The 16,784-nt window shown below is 64.3% G+C and carries 18 protein-coding genes and 1 pseudogene; 15 read left to right on the top strand and 4 right to left on the bottom strand.

Features of this window, described 5'->3' with window-relative positions:
- Positions 1-62 precede the first annotated feature (62 nt).
- The gene (locus AC0GNO_RS00560; RefSeq protein WP_472902542.1) at positions 63-257 is read right to left on the bottom strand and encodes a hypothetical protein; all 195 of its coding nucleotides are present in this window, start codon (positions 255-257) and stop codon (positions 63-65) included.
- Between the two features lie 534 nt (positions 258-791).
- Between AC0GNO_RS00560 and radC the strand changes: the two genes are divergently transcribed.
- From radC to AC0GNO_RS00535, 5 genes are all read left to right on the top strand, one after another.
- Complete coding sequence (radC, locus tag AC0GNO_RS00555) at positions 792-1,301, top strand: RadC family protein (protein WP_472902541.1); 510 nt, start codon at positions 792-794, stop codon at positions 1,299-1,301.
- A gap of 224 nt (positions 1,302-1,525) precedes the next feature.
- Positions 1,526-1,918, top strand: a complete 393-nt coding sequence (locus AC0GNO_RS00550; protein ID WP_472902540.1) for an ATPase — start codon at positions 1,526-1,528, stop codon at positions 1,916-1,918.
- 415 nt (positions 1,919-2,333) lie between these two features.
- Positions 2,334-4,388 (top strand): ParB/RepB/Spo0J family partition protein, encoded by a 2,055-nt coding sequence (locus tag AC0GNO_RS00545; protein ID WP_472902539.1) that lies wholly within the window; start codon positions 2,334-2,336, stop codon positions 4,386-4,388.
- Between the two features lie 695 nt (positions 4,389-5,083).
- Positions 5,084-5,389, top strand: coding sequence for a DUF736 domain-containing protein (locus AC0GNO_RS00540; protein ID WP_472902538.1), 306 nt, complete (start codon positions 5,084-5,086; stop codon positions 5,387-5,389).
- Between the two features lie 623 nt (positions 5,390-6,012).
- A complete protein-coding gene (locus AC0GNO_RS00535; protein WP_472902979.1) occupies positions 6,013-6,363 on the top strand; it encodes a DUF2958 domain-containing protein in 351 nt (116 codons plus the stop codon).
- A 38-nt stretch (positions 6,364-6,401) separates the two neighbouring features.
- Here the strand turns inward: AC0GNO_RS00535 and AC0GNO_RS00530 are convergent, their stop codons facing one another.
- The gene (locus AC0GNO_RS00530) at positions 6,402-6,701 is read right to left on the bottom strand and encodes a helix-turn-helix domain-containing protein (RefSeq protein ID WP_472902537.1); all 300 of its coding nucleotides are present in this window, start codon (positions 6,699-6,701) and stop codon (positions 6,402-6,404) included.
- A gap of 189 nt (positions 6,702-6,890) precedes the next feature.
- Here AC0GNO_RS00530 and AC0GNO_RS00525 point away from each other — a divergent pair, with 189 nt between their 5' ends.
- The 10 genes and pseudogenes from AC0GNO_RS00525 (at position 6,891) to AC0GNO_RS00480 (ending at position 13,921) form a co-directional block, all read left to right on the top strand.
- The gene (locus AC0GNO_RS00525) at positions 6,891-7,232 is read left to right on the top strand and encodes a DUF2958 domain-containing protein (RefSeq protein WP_472902536.1); all 342 of its coding nucleotides are present in this window, start codon (positions 6,891-6,893) and stop codon (positions 7,230-7,232) included.
- Positions 7,233-7,316: 84 nt separating this feature from the next.
- Positions 7,317-7,523 carry a transcriptional regulator domain-containing protein gene (locus AC0GNO_RS00520; protein ID WP_472902535.1) on the top strand — a complete coding sequence of 69 codons (207 nt, stop codon included), beginning with the start codon at positions 7,317-7,319 and terminating at the stop codon, positions 7,521-7,523.
- A gap of 52 nt (positions 7,524-7,575) precedes the next feature.
- On the top strand, positions 7,576-8,127 hold the full coding sequence (locus AC0GNO_RS00515) for a DUF2285 domain-containing protein (RefSeq protein WP_472902978.1): 552 nt from the start codon (positions 7,576-7,578) through the stop codon (positions 8,125-8,127).
- 92 nt (positions 8,128-8,219) lie between these two features.
- Positions 8,220-8,528: a helix-turn-helix transcriptional regulator gene (locus tag AC0GNO_RS00510; RefSeq protein WP_472902534.1), complete on the top strand. Its 309-nt coding sequence runs from the start codon at positions 8,220-8,222 to the stop codon at positions 8,526-8,528.
- Positions 8,529-8,564: 36 nt separating this feature from the next.
- Positions 8,565-9,371, top strand: a pseudogene (locus tag AC0GNO_RS00505) (replication initiator protein A); the annotation flags it as partial.
- 209 nt (positions 9,372-9,580) lie between these two features.
- Positions 9,581-10,315 (top strand): ParA family partition ATPase, encoded by a 735-nt coding sequence (parA, locus tag AC0GNO_RS00500; protein WP_472902533.1) that lies wholly within the window; start codon positions 9,581-9,583, stop codon positions 10,313-10,315.
- Complete coding sequence (locus AC0GNO_RS00495; protein ID WP_472902532.1) at positions 10,312-10,575, top strand: chromosome partitioning protein ParB; 264 nt, start codon at positions 10,312-10,314, stop codon at positions 10,573-10,575. Before parA ends, AC0GNO_RS00495 begins: the two co-directional genes overlap by 4 nt.
- Positions 10,572-11,102: a DUF2840 domain-containing protein gene (locus tag AC0GNO_RS00490; RefSeq protein WP_472902531.1), complete on the top strand. Its 531-nt coding sequence runs from the start codon at positions 10,572-10,574 to the stop codon at positions 11,100-11,102. Before AC0GNO_RS00495 ends, AC0GNO_RS00490 begins: the two co-directional genes overlap by 4 nt.
- Positions 11,099-11,611, top strand: coding sequence for a conjugative transfer signal peptidase TraF (traF, locus tag AC0GNO_RS00485; protein WP_472902530.1), 513 nt, complete (start codon positions 11,099-11,101; stop codon positions 11,609-11,611). The genes AC0GNO_RS00490 and traF overlap by 4 nt, the downstream gene beginning before the upstream one ends.
- 363 nt (positions 11,612-11,974) lie before the next feature.
- Positions 11,975-13,921, top strand: a complete 1,947-nt coding sequence (locus AC0GNO_RS00480) for a DUF3363 domain-containing protein (protein WP_472902529.1) — start codon at positions 11,975-11,977, stop codon at positions 13,919-13,921.
- Here the strand turns inward: AC0GNO_RS00480 and paaZ are convergent, their stop codons facing one another.
- Together paaZ and AC0GNO_RS00470 are read right to left on the bottom strand one after the other, a co-directional pair.
- Positions 13,922-15,976, bottom strand: coding sequence for a phenylacetic acid degradation bifunctional protein PaaZ (gene paaZ / locus AC0GNO_RS00475; protein ID WP_472902528.1), 2,055 nt, complete (start codon positions 15,974-15,976; stop codon positions 13,922-13,924).
- Between the two features lie 29 nt (positions 15,977-16,005).
- Complete coding sequence (locus tag AC0GNO_RS00470) at positions 16,006-16,782, bottom strand: enoyl-CoA hydratase-related protein (protein WP_472902527.1); 777 nt, start codon at positions 16,780-16,782, stop codon at positions 16,006-16,008.
- Between the last annotated feature and the right edge of the window lie 2 nt (positions 16,783-16,784).

Here is a 16,784-nt window from a genome sequence, read left to right as displayed (position 1 = left end):
CCGTTTCAAGCCCTCATCGAAACGTCAATCTGTCGAAGGTGACAGCACTACCCACCACAAATTCACGCAGTGCCTACGTGCTTGGCCTGTTCAACCCGGCTGCCATTGACGAAGATCTCATCGCCGACGGCCTCAATCAGGATCTCGCCATAGCGACTCTCCCAGACATAGCGCAACACACCGGCGGTGGCCAAGGGCAAATCGTCACCGTGTTCGTTGATCCGCAGCAGCACTTCCTGGAGCACGGGGGCGTTCATGCTCGGACCTCGTGGGGTGCAGGCATGGGCTGTTCAGAACCAGCGCCAGACGCGGCGCAGCCATTCCGAACGGCGCTGGAAGCGGGGTTGGTAGAGCTGACGGAATTCGTGATGCATGGGTTTCTCCTTGCGAATACTGTAATTTTATCCAGCTTTTCTGACAAGCCCTGTTTTTTTGAACTGAAGGACGGTTTGTCGGTCCAGGGATTCGGGCGTCCCGGCTGGCGCCGTCGGGCTACCCGGGCGTCGCCCCGAGCCAGGCGGAGCCCGTCTCGGCCGTTCGGCGGCAATCCCTGACGCCTCCGGCAGGCTGCGCTGCCTGCGCGCTGTGCTTGCCCTGGCACGCGTGAGGTGTGTGGGTGGGGCGTCTTGCTGTTCCCTTCACCGTAGCACGCCGTTCTCGGCGTCAAGGTCGGCGCGCCCTGCCCTGCGGTGGTGCGCTGGCGTCCTGCGGCCGTCTTCGAACCTTGACCCCTGCGCTGCGCCGTGCAGGTGCCGGTCTCGGGCAATCCCGCCCGATTCACGGAGCCGACCATGGCACACGATCTCTTCTCCTTCGATCCTTCCGTTCTTCTGGTTCGCGACAACGCGGGCGACTACCGCCCGGCGCAGGCCGATGAGGTGCTGCGGGCGGCGCAACGCATCCTGCGGCGACAACTGGGCGAGCGGGCGCTGTTCGACTCACCGGCGGCGGTGCGGGAGTTCCTGAAGGTGAAGCTGGGTGCGCTGGAGCACGAGGTGTTCGCGGTCCTGATGCTGGATTCGCAGAACCGCCTAATCGAGTACGTGGAACTCTTCCGGGGCACGGTGAGCCAGACCTCGGTCTATCCGCGGGAGGTGGTCAAGGAGTGCCTGGCCCGCAATGCAGCCACTCTGGTTCTGGTGCACAACCACCCCTCGGGGGTGGCCGAACCGTCCCGGGCCGACGAGCACCTGACGCAGACCCTGAAGTCGGCCTTGTCGCTGGTGGACGTGCGGGTGCTGGACCACATGATCGTCGCGGGCGACAAGGTCCTGTCAATGGCCGAAAGGGGCCTTCTGTGAACCCCGGGGGCGCTGCCCCCTTTTTTTCGTGCCTTTGACGAAGGTTGGGTGGTCTTGCTGTCCTCTTCACCGTAGCACTGCGTGCTCGCCGTCAAGGGCGGCGCGTGCCCTGCACGCTGGCGTCCTGGCGGCCGTCTCTGGCTGCGCCCTCGACCCCTGACCGCTTGCGCTGCGCCGTGCTGGACCGGTTCCGGGCAATCCCGCCCGATCAACCGGAGATCACCATGGACGACAAGTCACACGTTTCGCTGGAGCAGCAGTTTTGTCTGGTGTGCGGCACCTCTTTTGACACTGGCAACATCCTGCTGGACCGGCGCCTGCGCGCGAGCATGAAACACCACACGACGACGGGCTGGGGACTGTGTCCTGAGCACCAGCGCATGTTCTCAGAAGGCTTCGTGGCATTGGTCGAATGCGATCCACAGCGCAGCGGCACGCCGTCGGGTTCAGGCCTGATGAAGCCTGATCAGGCGTACCGCACCGGGCGGGTGGCGCATCTGAAGCGGGACGCGTTCGCCCGGATCTTCAACGTTCCGGTCGCGACCAAGCAGCCTTGTGTATTCGTCGAACCCGGCGTGATCGAACAACTGCAGGCGATGGTACCGGCGACGGATTGACGTTGCGCTGAGGCCTTGATGCGCCACCCCGTGGATCGCGGGTGCGGCGCTTTTTTTTTGCGCCGTGCTGTTCGGGCTGGCCATCGACCGAATGGGTCGAACGTGTTCTCTCCGGCTGAGCTGCGCCAGCTTCGCCGGCTTGCCTGGCCTCTGCGGGCGCTCCTCCCGTCAAGGGCCGCTGCGGCGCCCGTGTCCTCGGCTTCGCCTGCGGGCCGCGCCAGCGCCTTCGCTTCCTCCCTTGACGGCGCACCCGCGCCGGCCCCAGCTGCTGCCCATGGCCGCGAAGGGCTTCGCGGCCCCTGCGGAGCCCAACACCCAAGGAGAGCGCCCATGCACAGCACCGACTGACTTCCCATCCGTTTTCGATGTCTTCCATTGTTTGAACAAGGTCCCCGTGTGGGACAGGAGATTTCACATGAACACCGTTACCCAATCCGAAACCCTGGCCTTGAGCGCCGTGGCTGCCGCTGCGACCGTTGGCGCATCGGCTGTTGCAGTCGAATCCGTCACCGTGCCAGAGGTCGCACCTTATGAGCTGCATCTGATTCCCTTGTCGCGGCTGCGGCCCTCCAGCCGCAACGTGCGCCAAAGCGGTGGTACGGCGATTCCCGAACTCGCCGCATCCATCGCCCGCGTGGGTTTGCTGCAGAACCTGACCGTCGTCACCACGCCCGATGGGCGGTGGTTCGAGGTGGTGGCCGGACGTCGGAGACTGGCCGCCTTGAAGTTGCTGGTCAAACGCCACAAGCTCGCCAAGGACCACCCGGTGCCGTGCCTGCTGGTGCCCGACACCTCGGCCCGCACCGTCAGCCTGACGGAGAACCTGCAGCGCGAGGCAATGCACCCGGCCGACCAGTTCGAGGCCTTTGCCGCGTTGGTGGCCGAGGGGCGGCCGATCGAGGACATTGCGGCGGACTTCGGCGTCACGCCGCTGGTGGTGCAGCGGCGCCTGAAGCTCGCCAACGTCTCGCCGCGCCTGCTGGCCGACTACCGGGTGGAAGCCGTCACGCTGGAGCAGTTGATGGCCCTGGCCATCACCGACGACCATGCGGCCCAGGAGGCCGTGTTCTACGGGTCGCCGCACTGGCAGCGCAGCCCGCAGGCATTGCGTGAACACCTGACACACGAGGAAATCGATGCCAGCCGCGATGCGCTGGCCCGCTTCGTCGGTGTCGAGGCCTACCAGTCGGCGGGCGGTGGCCTGCGGCGCGACCTGTTCGCCGACGACCAGACCGGGGTGTTCCTGGCGGACCCGGCCCTGCTGGAGGCGCTGGCGCGTGACAAGCTCGCCGCGATTGCCGAGCAGGTGCGCGCCGAGCGCTGGGGCTGGGTGGAGGTGGTGCCGCGCGCCACCCACGCCGACCTGCACCGCTTCCAGCGTGTGCGCTGTCAGCGCCGGGCGCCGAGCAAGACGGAGGTCAAGCGCATCGCCCAACTGGAAGCCGAACAGAACCGTTTGCAGGAGCGCCTGGACGAGGTGGACGACGACCTGAGCGACGAGGCGGCCCAGGCCCTGCAGGACCAGATGGACGAACTGGGCAAGGCACTGGACAGCATCGAGCATTCGCTGCTGAGCTACCCGCCCGAGGCCATGGCGCTGGCGGGCGCGGTGGTGTCGCTGGATCACGAGGGCAGTGTGCTGGTGCACCGGGGTCTGCTGAAACCCGAACAGGCCCGGGAGGCACGTGCGGCCGGGGCCAGCGGTGCCGAACCGTCGGATGGCGCCGGGCACGATACCGCGCCGGACAGCACGCCGCCCCGGGCCATGCTGTCCGAGAAGCTGGTGAAACGCCTGAGCGCCCACCGCACCGCCGCCTTGCAGGCGGAGGTAGCGCGACACCCCGAGGTGGCGCTGGTGCTGCTGGTGCACCGGCTGGCGCAGCGCGCCATCCTGGGCGACTACGGCGGCTCACCCTTGCACATCAACGCCAACCCCCAGGACCGGCTGGAGCAGTTTGCGCCTGACGTGTCTGAATCCCGTGCAGTCCAAGGCCTGCGCGAGGTTCGCGAGGCCTGGAGCCAGCGCCTGCCCCAGGACCCGCAGGCCTTGCTCACCGAGTTGCAGGCCATGCCGATGCCCGAGTTGCTCTCGCTGCTGGCGCTGTGTGTGGGCTTGACGGTCAACGCCATGGCCTTGCGCGAGGAAGAGACACCGGCCTCGGCCATCGCACAAGCGGTGGGCCTGGACATGCACGACTGGTGGACACCCACCGCCGAGGGCTACTTCGATCACGTGTCCAAGGCCCGGTCGCTGGAAGCCGTGCGGGTGTTCGCGCCCGACCAGGTGGACCGGTTGAGCAAGCTCAAGAAGGCCGACATCAGCCGCGAAGCCGAGCGCCTGTCGGCGGGCAGCAGTTGGCTGCCAGCGTTGCTGGAAAAACCAACGGCCCTTGTTGTCGTTGAGGCGGAGCCGGACGGGGCCGCAGAGGCCGACACCGGGGCCAGGGACAACGACGAGGTTGCGCACTGATGAATCCATGCCCCGACCTACAGGTCGGGGCATGGGGAGGTGGCGCGACGCGCGCGGCAGGTGTGCCGCGCGCGTTTTGTTTTGATCTGTGCGGACCGGGTGGTTCGCCGCATCCCCAGCTGCTCCCCGCCTTGGGCGGTGCGATGGACAACGATGGCCCTGGCTGCACTGGGTGGTGTCCCGAGGCGCCGTCCTTGAACATGTTGACAGTAGGCGCCCGGAACGACAGCGGCTCACCGGAAGGCCGTTCACCATGCCGACAACCCCACTGGACACGAACGCCGATGTCAGGCCCGGCCTCGATGTGGAGGTGCGTTTCGCTCACAGCATGGGTCGTTGGCAGAGTGCACCAGGTCGGCGATCAGGGTTGTGCCGACGCCTTGAAGCGGTGGCGGCGGTGCCCGGGCCATGCGTCCTCGCGGAACAGGATCACCCCCACTGCGGCCTTGTGATGTTCGTGAATCCTGGCACGGGCACGGCGCCACTGCGCGGCGCCTCGGGCTTCATCGCCACAACCCTGCTGCCCGACAAATTTCCCCGACCTGCGGTCTTCCTCGCGAGACAAATTTCTCGTGCCTTCGGGTCCTCCACGCTGTTGCGGCCGTTGCACGGTGCGGCGAGCCCGGACCCGTGCCGGTCGGATCACGCCAAGGCCGCGATGGGCGCGACCTGGTCAACTTCAAGAGGACTTCATCATGGCCAACATCGGCACCTTCACCGCACAGAACAACAGCTACACCGGCACGGTTCGCACCCTGACGCTCAACGTCAAGGTCAAGATCGTTGCCAACGACAAGGAGAGCGAGAACGCCCCGGACTACCGCATCGTTGCCGGCAACTTCGAGATCGGCGCGGCGTGGAAGAAGATGAGCCGGCAGGAACGCCCGTACCTGTCGGTGACCCTGGATGACCCGTCGTTCCCGGCGACCATCTACGCCCGCCTGGTCGAAGGCGAGGACGGCGCGCACAACCTGATCTGGTCGCGCAGCAAGGGCGACTGAGCGTCGCCCACCCGCCCCGCCTCACGGCGGGGCATTTTTGTGGATGGCAAGGACCACGCACCTGGCGCGTGGTGGAGCATTCTTGCGTCGGAGACCCGGCGCGCCGTCGCACCTTAAAAGCGCATGTACGGAACGTCGTATTCCCGGATTTGCGATGGCGCGGTTTTGCGAGCTTGTGCTTTCACGGCTCTGCGGATTTGCATCGAAACGTACAAGCGGGAAGGTGATCAGACGCAAAGGCGTGAAAGCTGATTTGAGTTTCAGCGGCTCGCTGGCTTCTCGTACTTCAGTGCATACGGTACTGCGATTCTGTGCGTCTCCGGCCAAGCCGGACCGCGCTGTTGTGCTGCGCATCGAGCCACCGATGGTGTCTCGCCCCTGCGGGCTTTCATCGCTGACGCCTGCGCGCTCCGCTTGCCTCACTTGCCTTCGTCGGCGCTTGACGGGTCTGTCGCGCCCATGGCCACCCACCGATCGGACAGACCGCGCAGCGTGGCGCACGCCGCACGGCGGTCAACCCCCGGCCCGCACCAGCTTCGCCCGTGTTGGGGGTGTGACCGCCGCGCTTTTCGCGCGCCGGGATCGCAGCGCTCCGATCGGGAGCGTCCATTCAAGGAGTTGCGATCATGACCAAGCTCATCACCGACGAACAACGCGCCCAGTTGCTGGCCAATGGCAGGCACTCGCAGGCCGACGAGGCTTTCGACCCGGCCCCGGTGGTCAAGCTGTTCACCCCCGACGCGGGTGCCACCTGGCTGTTGACCGAGATCGATCCCACCGAACCCGACCACGCGTTTGGCCTGTGCGATCTGGGACTGGGCTATCCGGAACTGGGTTGGGTGAGCCTGGAGGACATCACCGCGTTGCGGGGCAATCTGGGCCTCGCGGTGGAACGGGACCTGCACTTCCGGACGGACAAGCGTTTGAGCGCCTATGCGCGCGAGGCCCGTTTGGTTGGGCGCATCGTCGTCTGACGCGTGCGGCAATCGCCACCGGCGAGCCCGTTGGCCTTTTACGGCTGCACAGGATCCGGTGGCAGCCGGGCCTCGGTCTCCAGCATGAGTTCGCTGGCGCTGCGGCCCAGCGCGCGGGCGATCTTCAGGATCATCGCGAGCGTGGGCATGTGCTCGCCACGTTCGATCTTGCCCATGTGCGAACGCTCGACCCCGGCCAGGTGGGCCAGGGTCTCCTGGGCAATGCCATCGGCGGTCCGCAGCGCCCGCACCGCCTCGCCGAAGGCGAGCGCTGGCCCGGCTTCAAAGGTGGTGGCGCCGGACGGCCGGCCGCGCTGGATTTCCCGCTTCTGCTGCATCGCAGAAGGGTTGCGTTTTAGAACAAGTTAAACCACGTTATATTTAACTCATTCGACATTGACGACTTTCGAATATCGCCGCGTTTGTGTCACCATAGCCTCCAAATATTGAGTGCCCGGGCACCACGCTGAGAGCGACCCGAGGACAGGGGGCCATCCACAGTTGTCACGCCACGTGATGGGGTATCGATGTCCTTTCTTTCTGATGAGCAACGCGTGGTGATGCTGGCCCATGGCGCCGCGCGCCAGCGCGGCGAAGCCCACGACCCGTGGCCGGTGCTCAAGCTCCACACGCTGGACGCGGGAGCTGTCTGGTTGCTGACCGAGTTGGCCGCCGACGGCGACACGGCCTATGGCCTGTGCGACGCGGGCATGGGCCACCCGGAACTGGGGGCGGTGCAGTTGTCGGCGCTGGCCAACATGCGTGGCCCGCAGGGCCAACGCGTCGTCGCCGATCCGTATTTCCGGGCACGCCAGTCGCTCTCGGCCTATCTGGTCGAAGCGCAACGTGACGGTTCGATCAATGACTGACCCCAAGTAACAGCCTCTTGCAATTCGGCCGCCGACACGGCCACATCCCATGGCATCCTCCGCCAACTTTCGGGGAGCTTACCTATGAAGAAGTCTGCCAAGGCAGTGGCGCAGCACGGCGCCTGGTCGGTCTCTGCCGCCTACCTCTACACCCTGGACCTGGATGGTCCTGGCCTCGCCTGGGAGTACCTGCGCAGGCACCCACGCTACCGCGCCGACTGGCAGCGCCGGCAACGCATCACATCGTTCAGCCCTTGGGGGTTGCGATGTCGCCGAAGACCCCGCCCTTGACGCCTGCTGTGCAAGGCCCCAGTGGCTCACGCCCTCTGAGTCCTTGCTGCTGGTGCGTGCCGCACACGCAGCGGGTCCCTATCCGCGCCCTGCTTCGCCGGGCTTTGACTTGTGGCGCGTGCCCGGCCGCAAGCAACTCGCCCTGGCGTTCGGCGAGCTGACACTCACGGTTAATCTCTCGGCGCAACGGCTGCAGATGGTACTGGCCAGCGACGTGGTCGACGGCCTCCCCTTTGCCAGTTCGGTGCCATTGGATGTCGGGCCACGAACGACGGCCGGGCACTTCCATGCCCAGGCACAGGCCCTGCACGGTCAAACCTCGGACGTGCCCGTCGCGCGCGCGGTGACCCGCGCCGCGCTGCTGCACCTGCGCGCCCTGCAGGCGCTGGATGCTTCGCTGGAAGACGTGCCTCACCGCACCCTGGCACAGGTTCTGTTTGGCGCAGACACCGTCCAGCAGCGGTGGCACAGCGACGGTGAGTTGCGTGCGCAGGTCCGTCATCTGATCTCGCGCGGCGAGGGCCTCATGCGAGGCGGGTACCTGGCCCTGGCCGGCATCGGCCCACCGCCATCCACAGACCACGGAGACGAAACAGCGCACTGAATATCTCCCTGCCGGGGTGACCGGTTACGCCAGAGACTGCCTCCAACCCGCCGCGAACGGATCGCGGTGGCCCCACCCCGATGGAGACCCTCATGGCACGTGCGATTGCTTCACCCTTGGACGCCAGTACCGGCGCTTCGCGCCAGCCCGATGGCTCCACCGAACCCGATCCATCCAGCGCCACCGCGCGCGAGTTCCTGACCACCGACGAAGCGGGCAGCTTCCTGCGGCTCTCTCCCCGCACCCTGGAAAAACAACGTGTGCTGGGCGGTGGCCCGCGCTTTCGCAAGTTCGGTGCGCGGGTGGTCTACGCGGTCGAGGACCTGCGCCACTGGGCCAACAGCCGCTCGTATGAAATGACCTCGGACCCGGGCTACACCCAGCGGTCCAGCGTTCGCTGACATCGCCGCATCCACGGGCTTTCAGGATCGCCGGCCATGTCCACGCGCCCGAACGAACGCGAACAGCTCACGCTGTTCCGCGCCCTGCCCGGTGGCGACATGGCGCCGCGCGATGCGCAGGACCTGATGGCATACCCGTTCTTTTCTTTGGCGAAGTCGCGGCGCACCGCGCCGATCCACTTCGAAGCAGGCCAGGTGCGCATCACCGTGGAAGGTGTTCCCGAACACGGCATCGCGACCATCTGGGATGCCGACGTGCTGATCTGGGCCGCGAGCCAGATCGTGCAGGCGCGAGACGACGGCCTGCAGCCCTCGCGTCTGATGCAGGCCACGCCGCACGAGATCCTGCGCTTCACCCAGCGCCGCACTGGCCAGACCGACTACCGCATGTTGCGCGCCGCGCTGGACCGCCTGCAATCGACCACGGTGGCCACCTCCATCCGGCAGGGTCAGGCCAAGCGCCTGCACCGCTTCTCATGGATCAACGAGTGGAAGGAGCACGTGCGCGCCGATGGCCGTTCCGAAGGCATCGAGTTGATCCTGGCCGACTGGTTCTTCAGTGGGGTGATGGACAGCGCGCTCGTGCTCACGCTGGATCCGGCGTATTTCCGGCTGTCCGGTGGCATCGAGCGTTGGCTCTACCGATTGGTGCGCAAACACGGCGGGCGGCAGGCCGAAGGCTGGCGTTTCGAGTTGCACCACCTCCATTTGAAGTCCGGCAGCCTGCAGCGTTTCAGCGACTTCACATTGCACCTCCGGCGCCTGGTGCGGCGCCAGCCTTTGCCGGGCTACTGGCTCGCCATCGAAGGCGTCGGCCGCACCACCTGGCTGCGTTTTAGGCCCTGGCTCTCGCAGGTGCGCGAACCGGACTTGTTCACAGATGCTGGTGAAGACCCTGTGGACAAGCTGTGGCCGGACTCGGGGAATCACCCGCATTCGACACGGGTAATCGCCCGCACCGGACACGGGTAATCACACGCATGAACCCCGCGCCAAGCCACGCCCCGTCTGGGTTTTCGCCCTCCTTAACGTCTCTAACCAAATGCATAACCATGGATAAAAGAGCGAGCTGGCCTGCTGAATATTCAGGCACCCTGATCAAGCCACCGGCCGTACTCGCCGGAACAGATCTGTCCCAGCGCCCCGGTCGGGTCATTGCGTTGCTCAACCAGAAGGGCGGCGCAGGCAAGACCACGCTGGCCACCCACCTAGCCGGCGAGCTCGCCTGGGCCGGTCGGCGCGTGACGCTGCTCGATGCCGATCCGCAGGGTTCGGCCCTGGACTGGGCACAACGGCGCGCCCAGAGCGGCCTGGAACGCCTCTACGGCGTCTTCGGCCTGGCCCGGGACACCCTGCACCACGAAACACCGCAGATCGCACAGGAGGCGGATTTCGTGATCATCGACGGGCCGCCCCGTGTCGCAGCCCTCGCGCGCTCCGCGCTGCTCGCCGCCGACCTGGTGCTGATCCCCGTGCAGCCCAGCGCCTACGACGTCTGGGCCACGCAGGAAATGGTGCAACTCATCGTTGAAGCCCAGGTGTTCCGGCCATCGCTGCGCGCGGCCTTCGTCATCAACCGGCGCATCGTCGGCACGGTGATCGGCCGAGAGGCCCGCGCGGCACTGGCCGACCAACCTTTCGCGGCTTTGACGACCGAGATGTCGCAGCGCGTTGCCTTCGCCGACAGCGTGGCGGCCGGCAGGCTGGTCGGCGAGGTGGCGCCAGCCGGCACGGCCGCACGCGAAATCCATGCATTCACCCGCGCGGTGCAGGAGATGTGGTCATGAGCGACGTCGGCTCACCAGTCAAGATCGGTCGCGCGCCCATCGGGCGCCGCCCGGCCGCCGATCCCGCCTCGACCTGGGTGCACCAGACCGAACGGCCCGAGGCCCCGATCAAAGTCTCGCCCTTCACCGCGCGGTTGACCATCGACATCACGCCCGCGCTGCGGGGACGCATCAAGGTCATCGCCTTCCGACGCGGCATGACCGCCGCCGACATGTTGCGCGTGCTGCTGGAGCGCGAGTACCCGGAGACGTCCGCATGAACGCCCTCGCCTGCTCCGCTATCGAACGCGTTCCTGCACCATTGCCTGCATCGGCCATGCCTCAGCGCCCGCTTCCTATGCGGGTGTCGCTGGCCTTCGTGGAGCACCGCGTCAACATCTGGCTGCGCTTCGGCAAGCCCTCGCGCGAGACCGTGCTGGACCGCTGGCGGCGCATGGCCGTCTTCGATCCGGGCGCAATCTGCTGCCGCGTGAAATGGCAGGGCAACGACTTCGGCACGGCCATGTGGCAGCTCATGGTGCTTCAGGCACCTTCCGGTGGCGCGCTGGTTCAGCGCATCGGAGGCGTGTTGCCCGGCGCGCACCTGCTGCTGCGGATTGACGGCGAAAGTGGCGTCAAGTCCGTGCTCCGGTTGATCGACGACATGGAAGCTGCGGGCATCGATCCATGCACTGCCGCCCTCACCTACTGGTCCACCTTGGGCAACCGCTTGGCGAGCCGCCAACCCTTGCCAGCGTACGGCAGCGAGCGACACACCGCGCACCTCGCCCGCGAGGCCTTGCGATGAAGCAGCGCTGGATCTTGGGTTGGGCATCTCTGGGGCTGGCGGCATGCCTGTTGCCCGGTCTGACGCGTCATCCGGTGCAACTGGTCTTCAACCCCAGCGACAGCGTGCCACGCGGCTGGTACCGCGTGGAGGCTGTGGACGAACTGCACCGTGGCGACACGGTGCTGGTCCGGTTGCCTGCACGTGTCCAGGCATTCGCTGCGCAACGCGGCTACCTGCCCGACGGTGTTCCCTTGCTCAAACGGATTGCGGCGCTTCCACCGCAAAGGGTGTGCCTTCTTGGCCGAGTGGTGTTCGTCGACGGCTACGCAGTGGCCACCGCCCTCGCACACGACACACAACACCGGTCGCTGCCTATCTGGTCCGGGTGCCGTGCGCTGACAACAGGTGAAGTGTTCCTGCTCAGCGACAGTCACCCAGCGTCTTTTGACAGTCGGTACTGGGGCCCCATCAACGTGTCCTCCGTGATAGGTAGCGCACGACCACTGTGGACATGGGAGAGGCCATGAACGCACAAACTTCGCGCAGCCCGGCTGCACTTTCAGCTCAACTGGCTGCACCCCGCAATGTGCCGCGCGCTCGCCACCTACGTGCAGCCCACGCTGCACTGGAGCCACCACTGCGGTGGCCCCTCGTTCCGAGCGCCCGCCCGGTGACCAGCCTGGACACGGATCGCACGCGAGGGACAAAAACCGAGGGCAAGATAAAGGGGCCGGCACGCCTCCCCCTGAAAAGCCAGTCTGCACGTGGGGTGGGCACGGCACGGCGCCCCTGGCGTCCGGTGCCGCGCGATGCCTGCATGTCGCGCGTGCGCAGCGTTGCGAGCGTGCCATCCGCCGTTCATTGCGTCACGCTGCGCTGGAGTTTGCGTCATGGTCACGCGTGACGACGACCGGTTCCAGCCGCGACCAGGTGAATCCAAGGCACGATCAGGTCCACGGTCCCAGCGTTTCATCTCGCAAGTCCTCAAGGCTTCGTCCAAGTCTGGAGCAACGGGCTCCGGTTCACGACCGGCTTCGACATTTGGTCGTGGTCGTGTGGCATCCGTGCGCGCCGGTCAAGGCCTGGCACCCAACGCCCGGCGCTCCATCATCAAGGCCCGCTACGTGGTCCTGAAGCGCGCAGGAGCCAAGGCCGTGGCAACCCACCTGCGCTACATCGAACGGGACGGGACGACACGCGACGGGAAACGCGGTCAGGCCTACGGTGCGGACACCGATGCGGCGGACCTTCAGGCCTTCGAGCAGCGCGGTCGAAGTGATCGGCATCAGTTCAGGTTCATCGTGTCGGTGGAGGATTCACCGGAACTGGAAGACTTGAAAGGATTCACGCGGCAACTGATGCAGCGGGTACAGACCGATCTCGAAACTGGGTTGGACTGGGTGGCGGTGGACCACTGGGACACCGACAACCCGCACACCCACATCGTGCTGAGGGGGCGAGCTGAAGACGGGCAGAACCTGGTGATCGCGCCGGACTACATGGCGCACGGCATGAGGATGCGCGCCAGCGAACTGGCGACCGAATGGCTGGGACCTCGCACCGAACTGGAAATGCGGCAGAGCCTGCAACGGGAGGTGGATCAGGAGCGCCTGACCAGCCTGGATCGCGCGCTGATCAGACAGGCCACCGATCTCACGGTGGATCTCACATCTCAGCCGACGGGCCAGCAACGACAGACACTTTTGAGAGCCCGGCTTCAGCGACTCGAAGCCATGTCATTGGCTGAACGCATGGATGCCAACCGATGGCGTCTCTCACCGGCCATGACCAACACACTGTCGTGCCTGGGCGAACGGGGAGACATCCTTAGAACCATGCACAAGGCGCTGGGAGGAGAACAACGTGAATGTGTGTTGGAACCTGTACCCGCAACAGCCGTGATTGGTCGCATCGCAGGAAAAGGGCTCGCCGACGAATTGCACGATCGCGCCTACCTTGTGATCGACGGCATGGATGGTCGGGCACACTACCTGAAACTGCCTCTTGGAACCGATCTGGCCGAACTCCCAATTGGGGGCATTTTGGAGACAAAAGCCGCAGGTGCAGTCCGCGTGGTCGATCTCAACATCGCGGCGCACTCAGATGGTGGCATTTACCGCACGGCCGATCACTTTTCGCACTTGCAAAGAAGCGGTGATAGAGACCCACAAGCGGCTGTAGATGTCCACTTTCGCAGGCTGGAAGCGCTGCGTCGGTCCGGTATCGTGAAACGAGTGACGGAGGGTGTCTGGCAGATACCGGAGGACTTGACGAAAAGAGCTAACGACCACGACACAAAGCGAGCTTCAGGTCAGAATTTCGAGCTGAAGTCGCATTTGTCAGTCGAACAGCAGGTCACGGCTCTGGGCGCCACTTGGATAGACCAACTCCTGGTCACTGGCGGAGGTTATTCAACATTCACCGAACCTGCCAGCACTAGAGGCTTCGGTGCTGAAGTGGCCCGGGCTTTGAATGCACGGCAGAGCTACCTGGTCGGCGAAGGACTCGCTATATCGAACGGTCAGCGCATTGTGCTCGCACGCAACCTCTTGGCAACATTGCGCGAACGTGAAGTGACCGCCGCTGGTGAATCCCTCGCAGGGATAAGCGGAAAACGATTTCACCGGTTGCAGGATGGCGAGAACGCACACGGGGTATATCGCCGATCAATACAGCTTGCCAGCGGAAAATTCGCGCTAATCGAAGATGAAAAGAGCTTTTATCTCGCTCCGTGGAAGCAGATGGTTGAGTCCCGTCTGGGACAACGGCTATCAGTCTCGATTCGAGGATCCTCTGCGTATTGGAAACTCAATGTGCAGAAGGATTTTTCCATATGATCACTCCTGCGATTTTTTCAGAACCAGTGTCAGGATGTCATAGCTCGCCACGAGATCGTCCGCTTGGTTCACTACCTGTACATCCCAAGCGACAACACCCTGCGCTGGCTGGCCGGCTTTGGTGGCCTTCTCAACTTTCCGTTTGCACGTGAGACGAGCACGGATGGTGTCCCCAATGGCAACTGGTTTGACGAAGCGCAAAGTGTCGAGCCCGTAGTTGGCCAGAACAGGGCCTGGTGCGGGCGACACAAAGAGGCCTGCAGCCGCAGAGAGCACGAAGTAGCCGTGGGCAATGCGTTGCCCAAACGAGGACTCCTTGGCGGCCACATCATCAAAGTGCATGTAGAAGTAGTCGCCTGAGATGCCGCCAAAAGCGGTGATATCAGCTTCAGTGACGGTCCGTCGGTGAGTCAGGAGCGAATCCCCCACTTCCAGATCATCGAAGTACTTTCGGAACGGATGCAGGTCGCTTTCTTTCAACTTTGCACCGCGAACGTACTCATTGGTCACGGCACTGAGCATCGAAGGGGATCCTTGAACCGCAGCGCGCTGGAGATAGTGTTTCACGGCACGCAACCCACCCAACTCTTCTCCTCCGCCGGCACGACCAGGTCCGCCATGCTTCAGGTGCGGCAAAGGTGACCCGTGTCCCGTGGACTCTTTTGAAGACTCTTCGTCAAGAATGTGTACCCGACCGTGGAACGCGGCCAGCGCCGGAACTAGCTTGGCGGCCGTCTTGGGGGTTTTGGTCACCAACGTTGTCACCAGACTCCCTCTACCTCGCGCGGCGAGGGAAACCGCCTCGCTCTCGTCTTCATAAGGCACCAGCGTGCTCACTGGGCCAAATGCCTCCAAGTCATGCACGCAGTCTCCATCCGCGCCCGAGTCCCTGCTCATCAGCAAAGTGGGAGGGAAAAAGGCCCCAGATTCAGCGCCCTCCCCCACAAGCTTGATGTCGCCAGCGCCCACCAGAACTTCACAGCTGCGTGCCAGCTGAACCACACGCTCGGCGACATCGTTCTTCTGAGCGGCAGAGGCCAGGGGTCCCATCGTCACTCCTTCCATAGAGGGGTCTCCGAGCACGATTTTTTCTAGCCGCGCTTTCAATCGTTCTGCGACCGCTTCGACATGTCGCTTTGGAACCAGCACACGCCTGATCGCGGTGCATTTCTGCCCGGATTTCACCGTCATCTCTCGAGCCACCTCGCGAACAAAAAGGTCGAACTCCACATCGTCGGGCGTCACGTCGGCAGCAAGAATCGCGCAGTTCAGGCTGTCGGCCTCAGCGTTGAAGGGTACCGACTTGGCAATCAGCCCCGAGTGGGCGCGAAGTTTTGCCGCCGTATCCGCGGACCCTGTGAATGTCACGATGTCCTGCCCATCCAGTCGGTCAAGCAAATCACCAGTGCCACCAATCACGAGCTGAAGGCTTCCGGGTGGGAGCAGCCCGCTGTCCATCATCAAACGAACTGCGGCCTCAGTGAGATAGCTTGTCGCAGAAGCTGGCTTTGCGATGCAGGGCATACCGGCAAGGAAACAGGGCGCAAATTTTTCAAGCAGACCCCAGACCGGAAAGTTGAAAGCGTTGATATGGACGGCTACTCCGCCTCGGGGAACCAAGATGTGAGTACCAGAGAACTTGCCCTGTTTACCCAGGGAAATCGCAGGCCCCTCATGCAACACATTGCCAGAAGGGAGCTCCCCCGCGCCGATGCTCGCGTAGGCGAAGCAGGTCCCTGCGCCACCTTCAATGTCAATCCAGCTGTCGTTCCTGGTGGCGCCCGTGTGTCGAGAAATCTCGTACAGCCTTTCCTTGTTGGCGACCAGATAGGTGCCAAGGCTCTTCAGCCGGGCTGCCCGCTCTTGAAAATCCAACTCCAAGAGTGATTTCGTGCCCACGCGGCGGGCAAAGTCGACAGACTCGCCGAAATCGATGACTTCAGCGTGGGTGTGAAACACCACCTTGCCGTTGACGGCGCTTGCCAGGGGCACAGCTGCCGACTTGCCGAGCCAATTTCCGCCAATGAAACTTTGAAGAACGGGTGTGTTGGTCATTACATGATCCTTGCGATGTAGGGGTTGGGTCAATGGCCACGAAAGCTGGGCTCTCGCTTTTCGAGGAAGGCGGCGATTCCCTCCTGCCTGTCTTGGGTCGCTGCGAGGACAACGAACGCTTTTCTTTCCAGCTCAAGGGCAAGTGACAGCGGGGCCTCCTCTGCCAGGAGAACTGCCTGCTTGGCAGCACGGAGTGCCAAGGGAGCTCGAGCGGCAACTGCGCTCGCAACAGCCAGAGCGCGGTCCATGAGCTTGTCCTCTGGAAGGACCTCAGTGACCAAGCCGCGGTGATGCGCGGTTTCGGCCGAGATGGGCTCGCCGGTCAGGACCATCTGCATTGCCAATGATTTGCCCACGGTTCGGGTCAGCCTTTGGGTACCACCTGCGCCGGGGATGATGCCGAGACGAATCTCCGGCAATCCGAATCGGGCAGACGTACTCGCAATGACCATGTCACCGTGCATCACGAGCTCAAGGCCAGCACCCAGGGCGGGCCCCTGGACAACGACGATGATGGGCTTGGGGCACCGTGCAATTCGAGCCCACTGATGTGGTCGCTCCTCAAGAAGCAGGTCCACCACGCCTTTCTGCTCCATCTCAGCCAGGTCGGCTCCTGCCGCGAAGCACTTTCCCTCGGCGGCTAGGACGATGGCACCTACATCCGTTGAAGCAGTTGCCTGTTCAAGCGTCGCAGCAATTTCGAACAAAGTCTGAGTACGAAGTGCATTTCGTACGGCGGGCCTGCAGATGGTGATTCGGCGCACACCTGAAAGCGGTGTGTCGACCTTGATGTCTTCTAGCGTCATGG

Source organism: Hydrogenophaga sp. L310, from assembly GCF_055703065.1.
Note: the sequence above shows the minus strand (reverse complement) of the source record. Positions and strands in the feature narration are given on the sequence as shown.

Bases quoted from the DNA above. Each gene is read 5' to 3' on its own strand.
- radC (WP_472902541.1), top strand. From the start codon at position 792: ATGGCACACGATCTCTTCTCCTTCGATCCTTCCGTTCTTCTGGTTCGC.
- AC0GNO_RS00540 (WP_472902538.1), top strand. From the start codon at position 5,084: ATGGCCAACATCGGCACCTTCACCGCACAGAACAACAGCTACACCGGC.
- AC0GNO_RS00495 (WP_472902532.1), top strand. From the start codon at position 10,312: ATGAGCGACGTCGGCTCACCAGTCAAGATCGGTCGCGCGCCCATCGGG.
- AC0GNO_RS00480 (WP_472902529.1), top strand. From the start codon at position 11,975: ATGGTCACGCGTGACGACGACCGGTTCCAGCCGCGACCAGGTGAATCC.
- AC0GNO_RS00470 (WP_472902527.1), bottom strand. From the start codon at position 16,782: ATGACGCTAGAAGACATCAAGGTCGACACACCGCTTTCAGGTGTGCGC.
- paaZ (WP_472902528.1), bottom strand. From the start codon at position 15,976: ATGACCAACACACCCGTTCTTCAAAGTTTCATTGGCGGAAATTGGCTC.
- AC0GNO_RS00525 (WP_472902536.1), top strand. From the start codon at position 6,891: ATGTCCTTTCTTTCTGATGAGCAACGCGTGGTGATGCTGGCCCATGGC.
- AC0GNO_RS00550 (WP_472902540.1), top strand. From the start codon at position 1,526: ATGGACGACAAGTCACACGTTTCGCTGGAGCAGCAGTTTTGTCTGGTG.
- traF (WP_472902530.1), top strand. From the start codon at position 11,099: ATGAAGCAGCGCTGGATCTTGGGTTGGGCATCTCTGGGGCTGGCGGCA.
- AC0GNO_RS00490 (WP_472902531.1), top strand. From the start codon at position 10,572: ATGAACGCCCTCGCCTGCTCCGCTATCGAACGCGTTCCTGCACCATTG.
- parA (WP_472902533.1), top strand. From the start codon at position 9,581: ATGGATAAAAGAGCGAGCTGGCCTGCTGAATATTCAGGCACCCTGATC.
- AC0GNO_RS00510 (WP_472902534.1), top strand. From the start codon at position 8,220: ATGGCACGTGCGATTGCTTCACCCTTGGACGCCAGTACCGGCGCTTCG.
- AC0GNO_RS00520 (WP_472902535.1), top strand. From the start codon at position 7,317: ATGAAGAAGTCTGCCAAGGCAGTGGCGCAGCACGGCGCCTGGTCGGTC.
- AC0GNO_RS00560 (WP_472902542.1), bottom strand. From the start codon at position 257: ATGAACGCCCCCGTGCTCCAGGAAGTGCTGCTGCGGATCAACGAACAC.
- AC0GNO_RS00545 (WP_472902539.1), top strand. From the start codon at position 2,334: ATGAACACCGTTACCCAATCCGAAACCCTGGCCTTGAGCGCCGTGGCT.
- AC0GNO_RS00530 (WP_472902537.1), bottom strand. From the start codon at position 6,701: ATGCAGCAGAAGCGGGAAATCCAGCGCGGCCGGCCGTCCGGCGCCACC.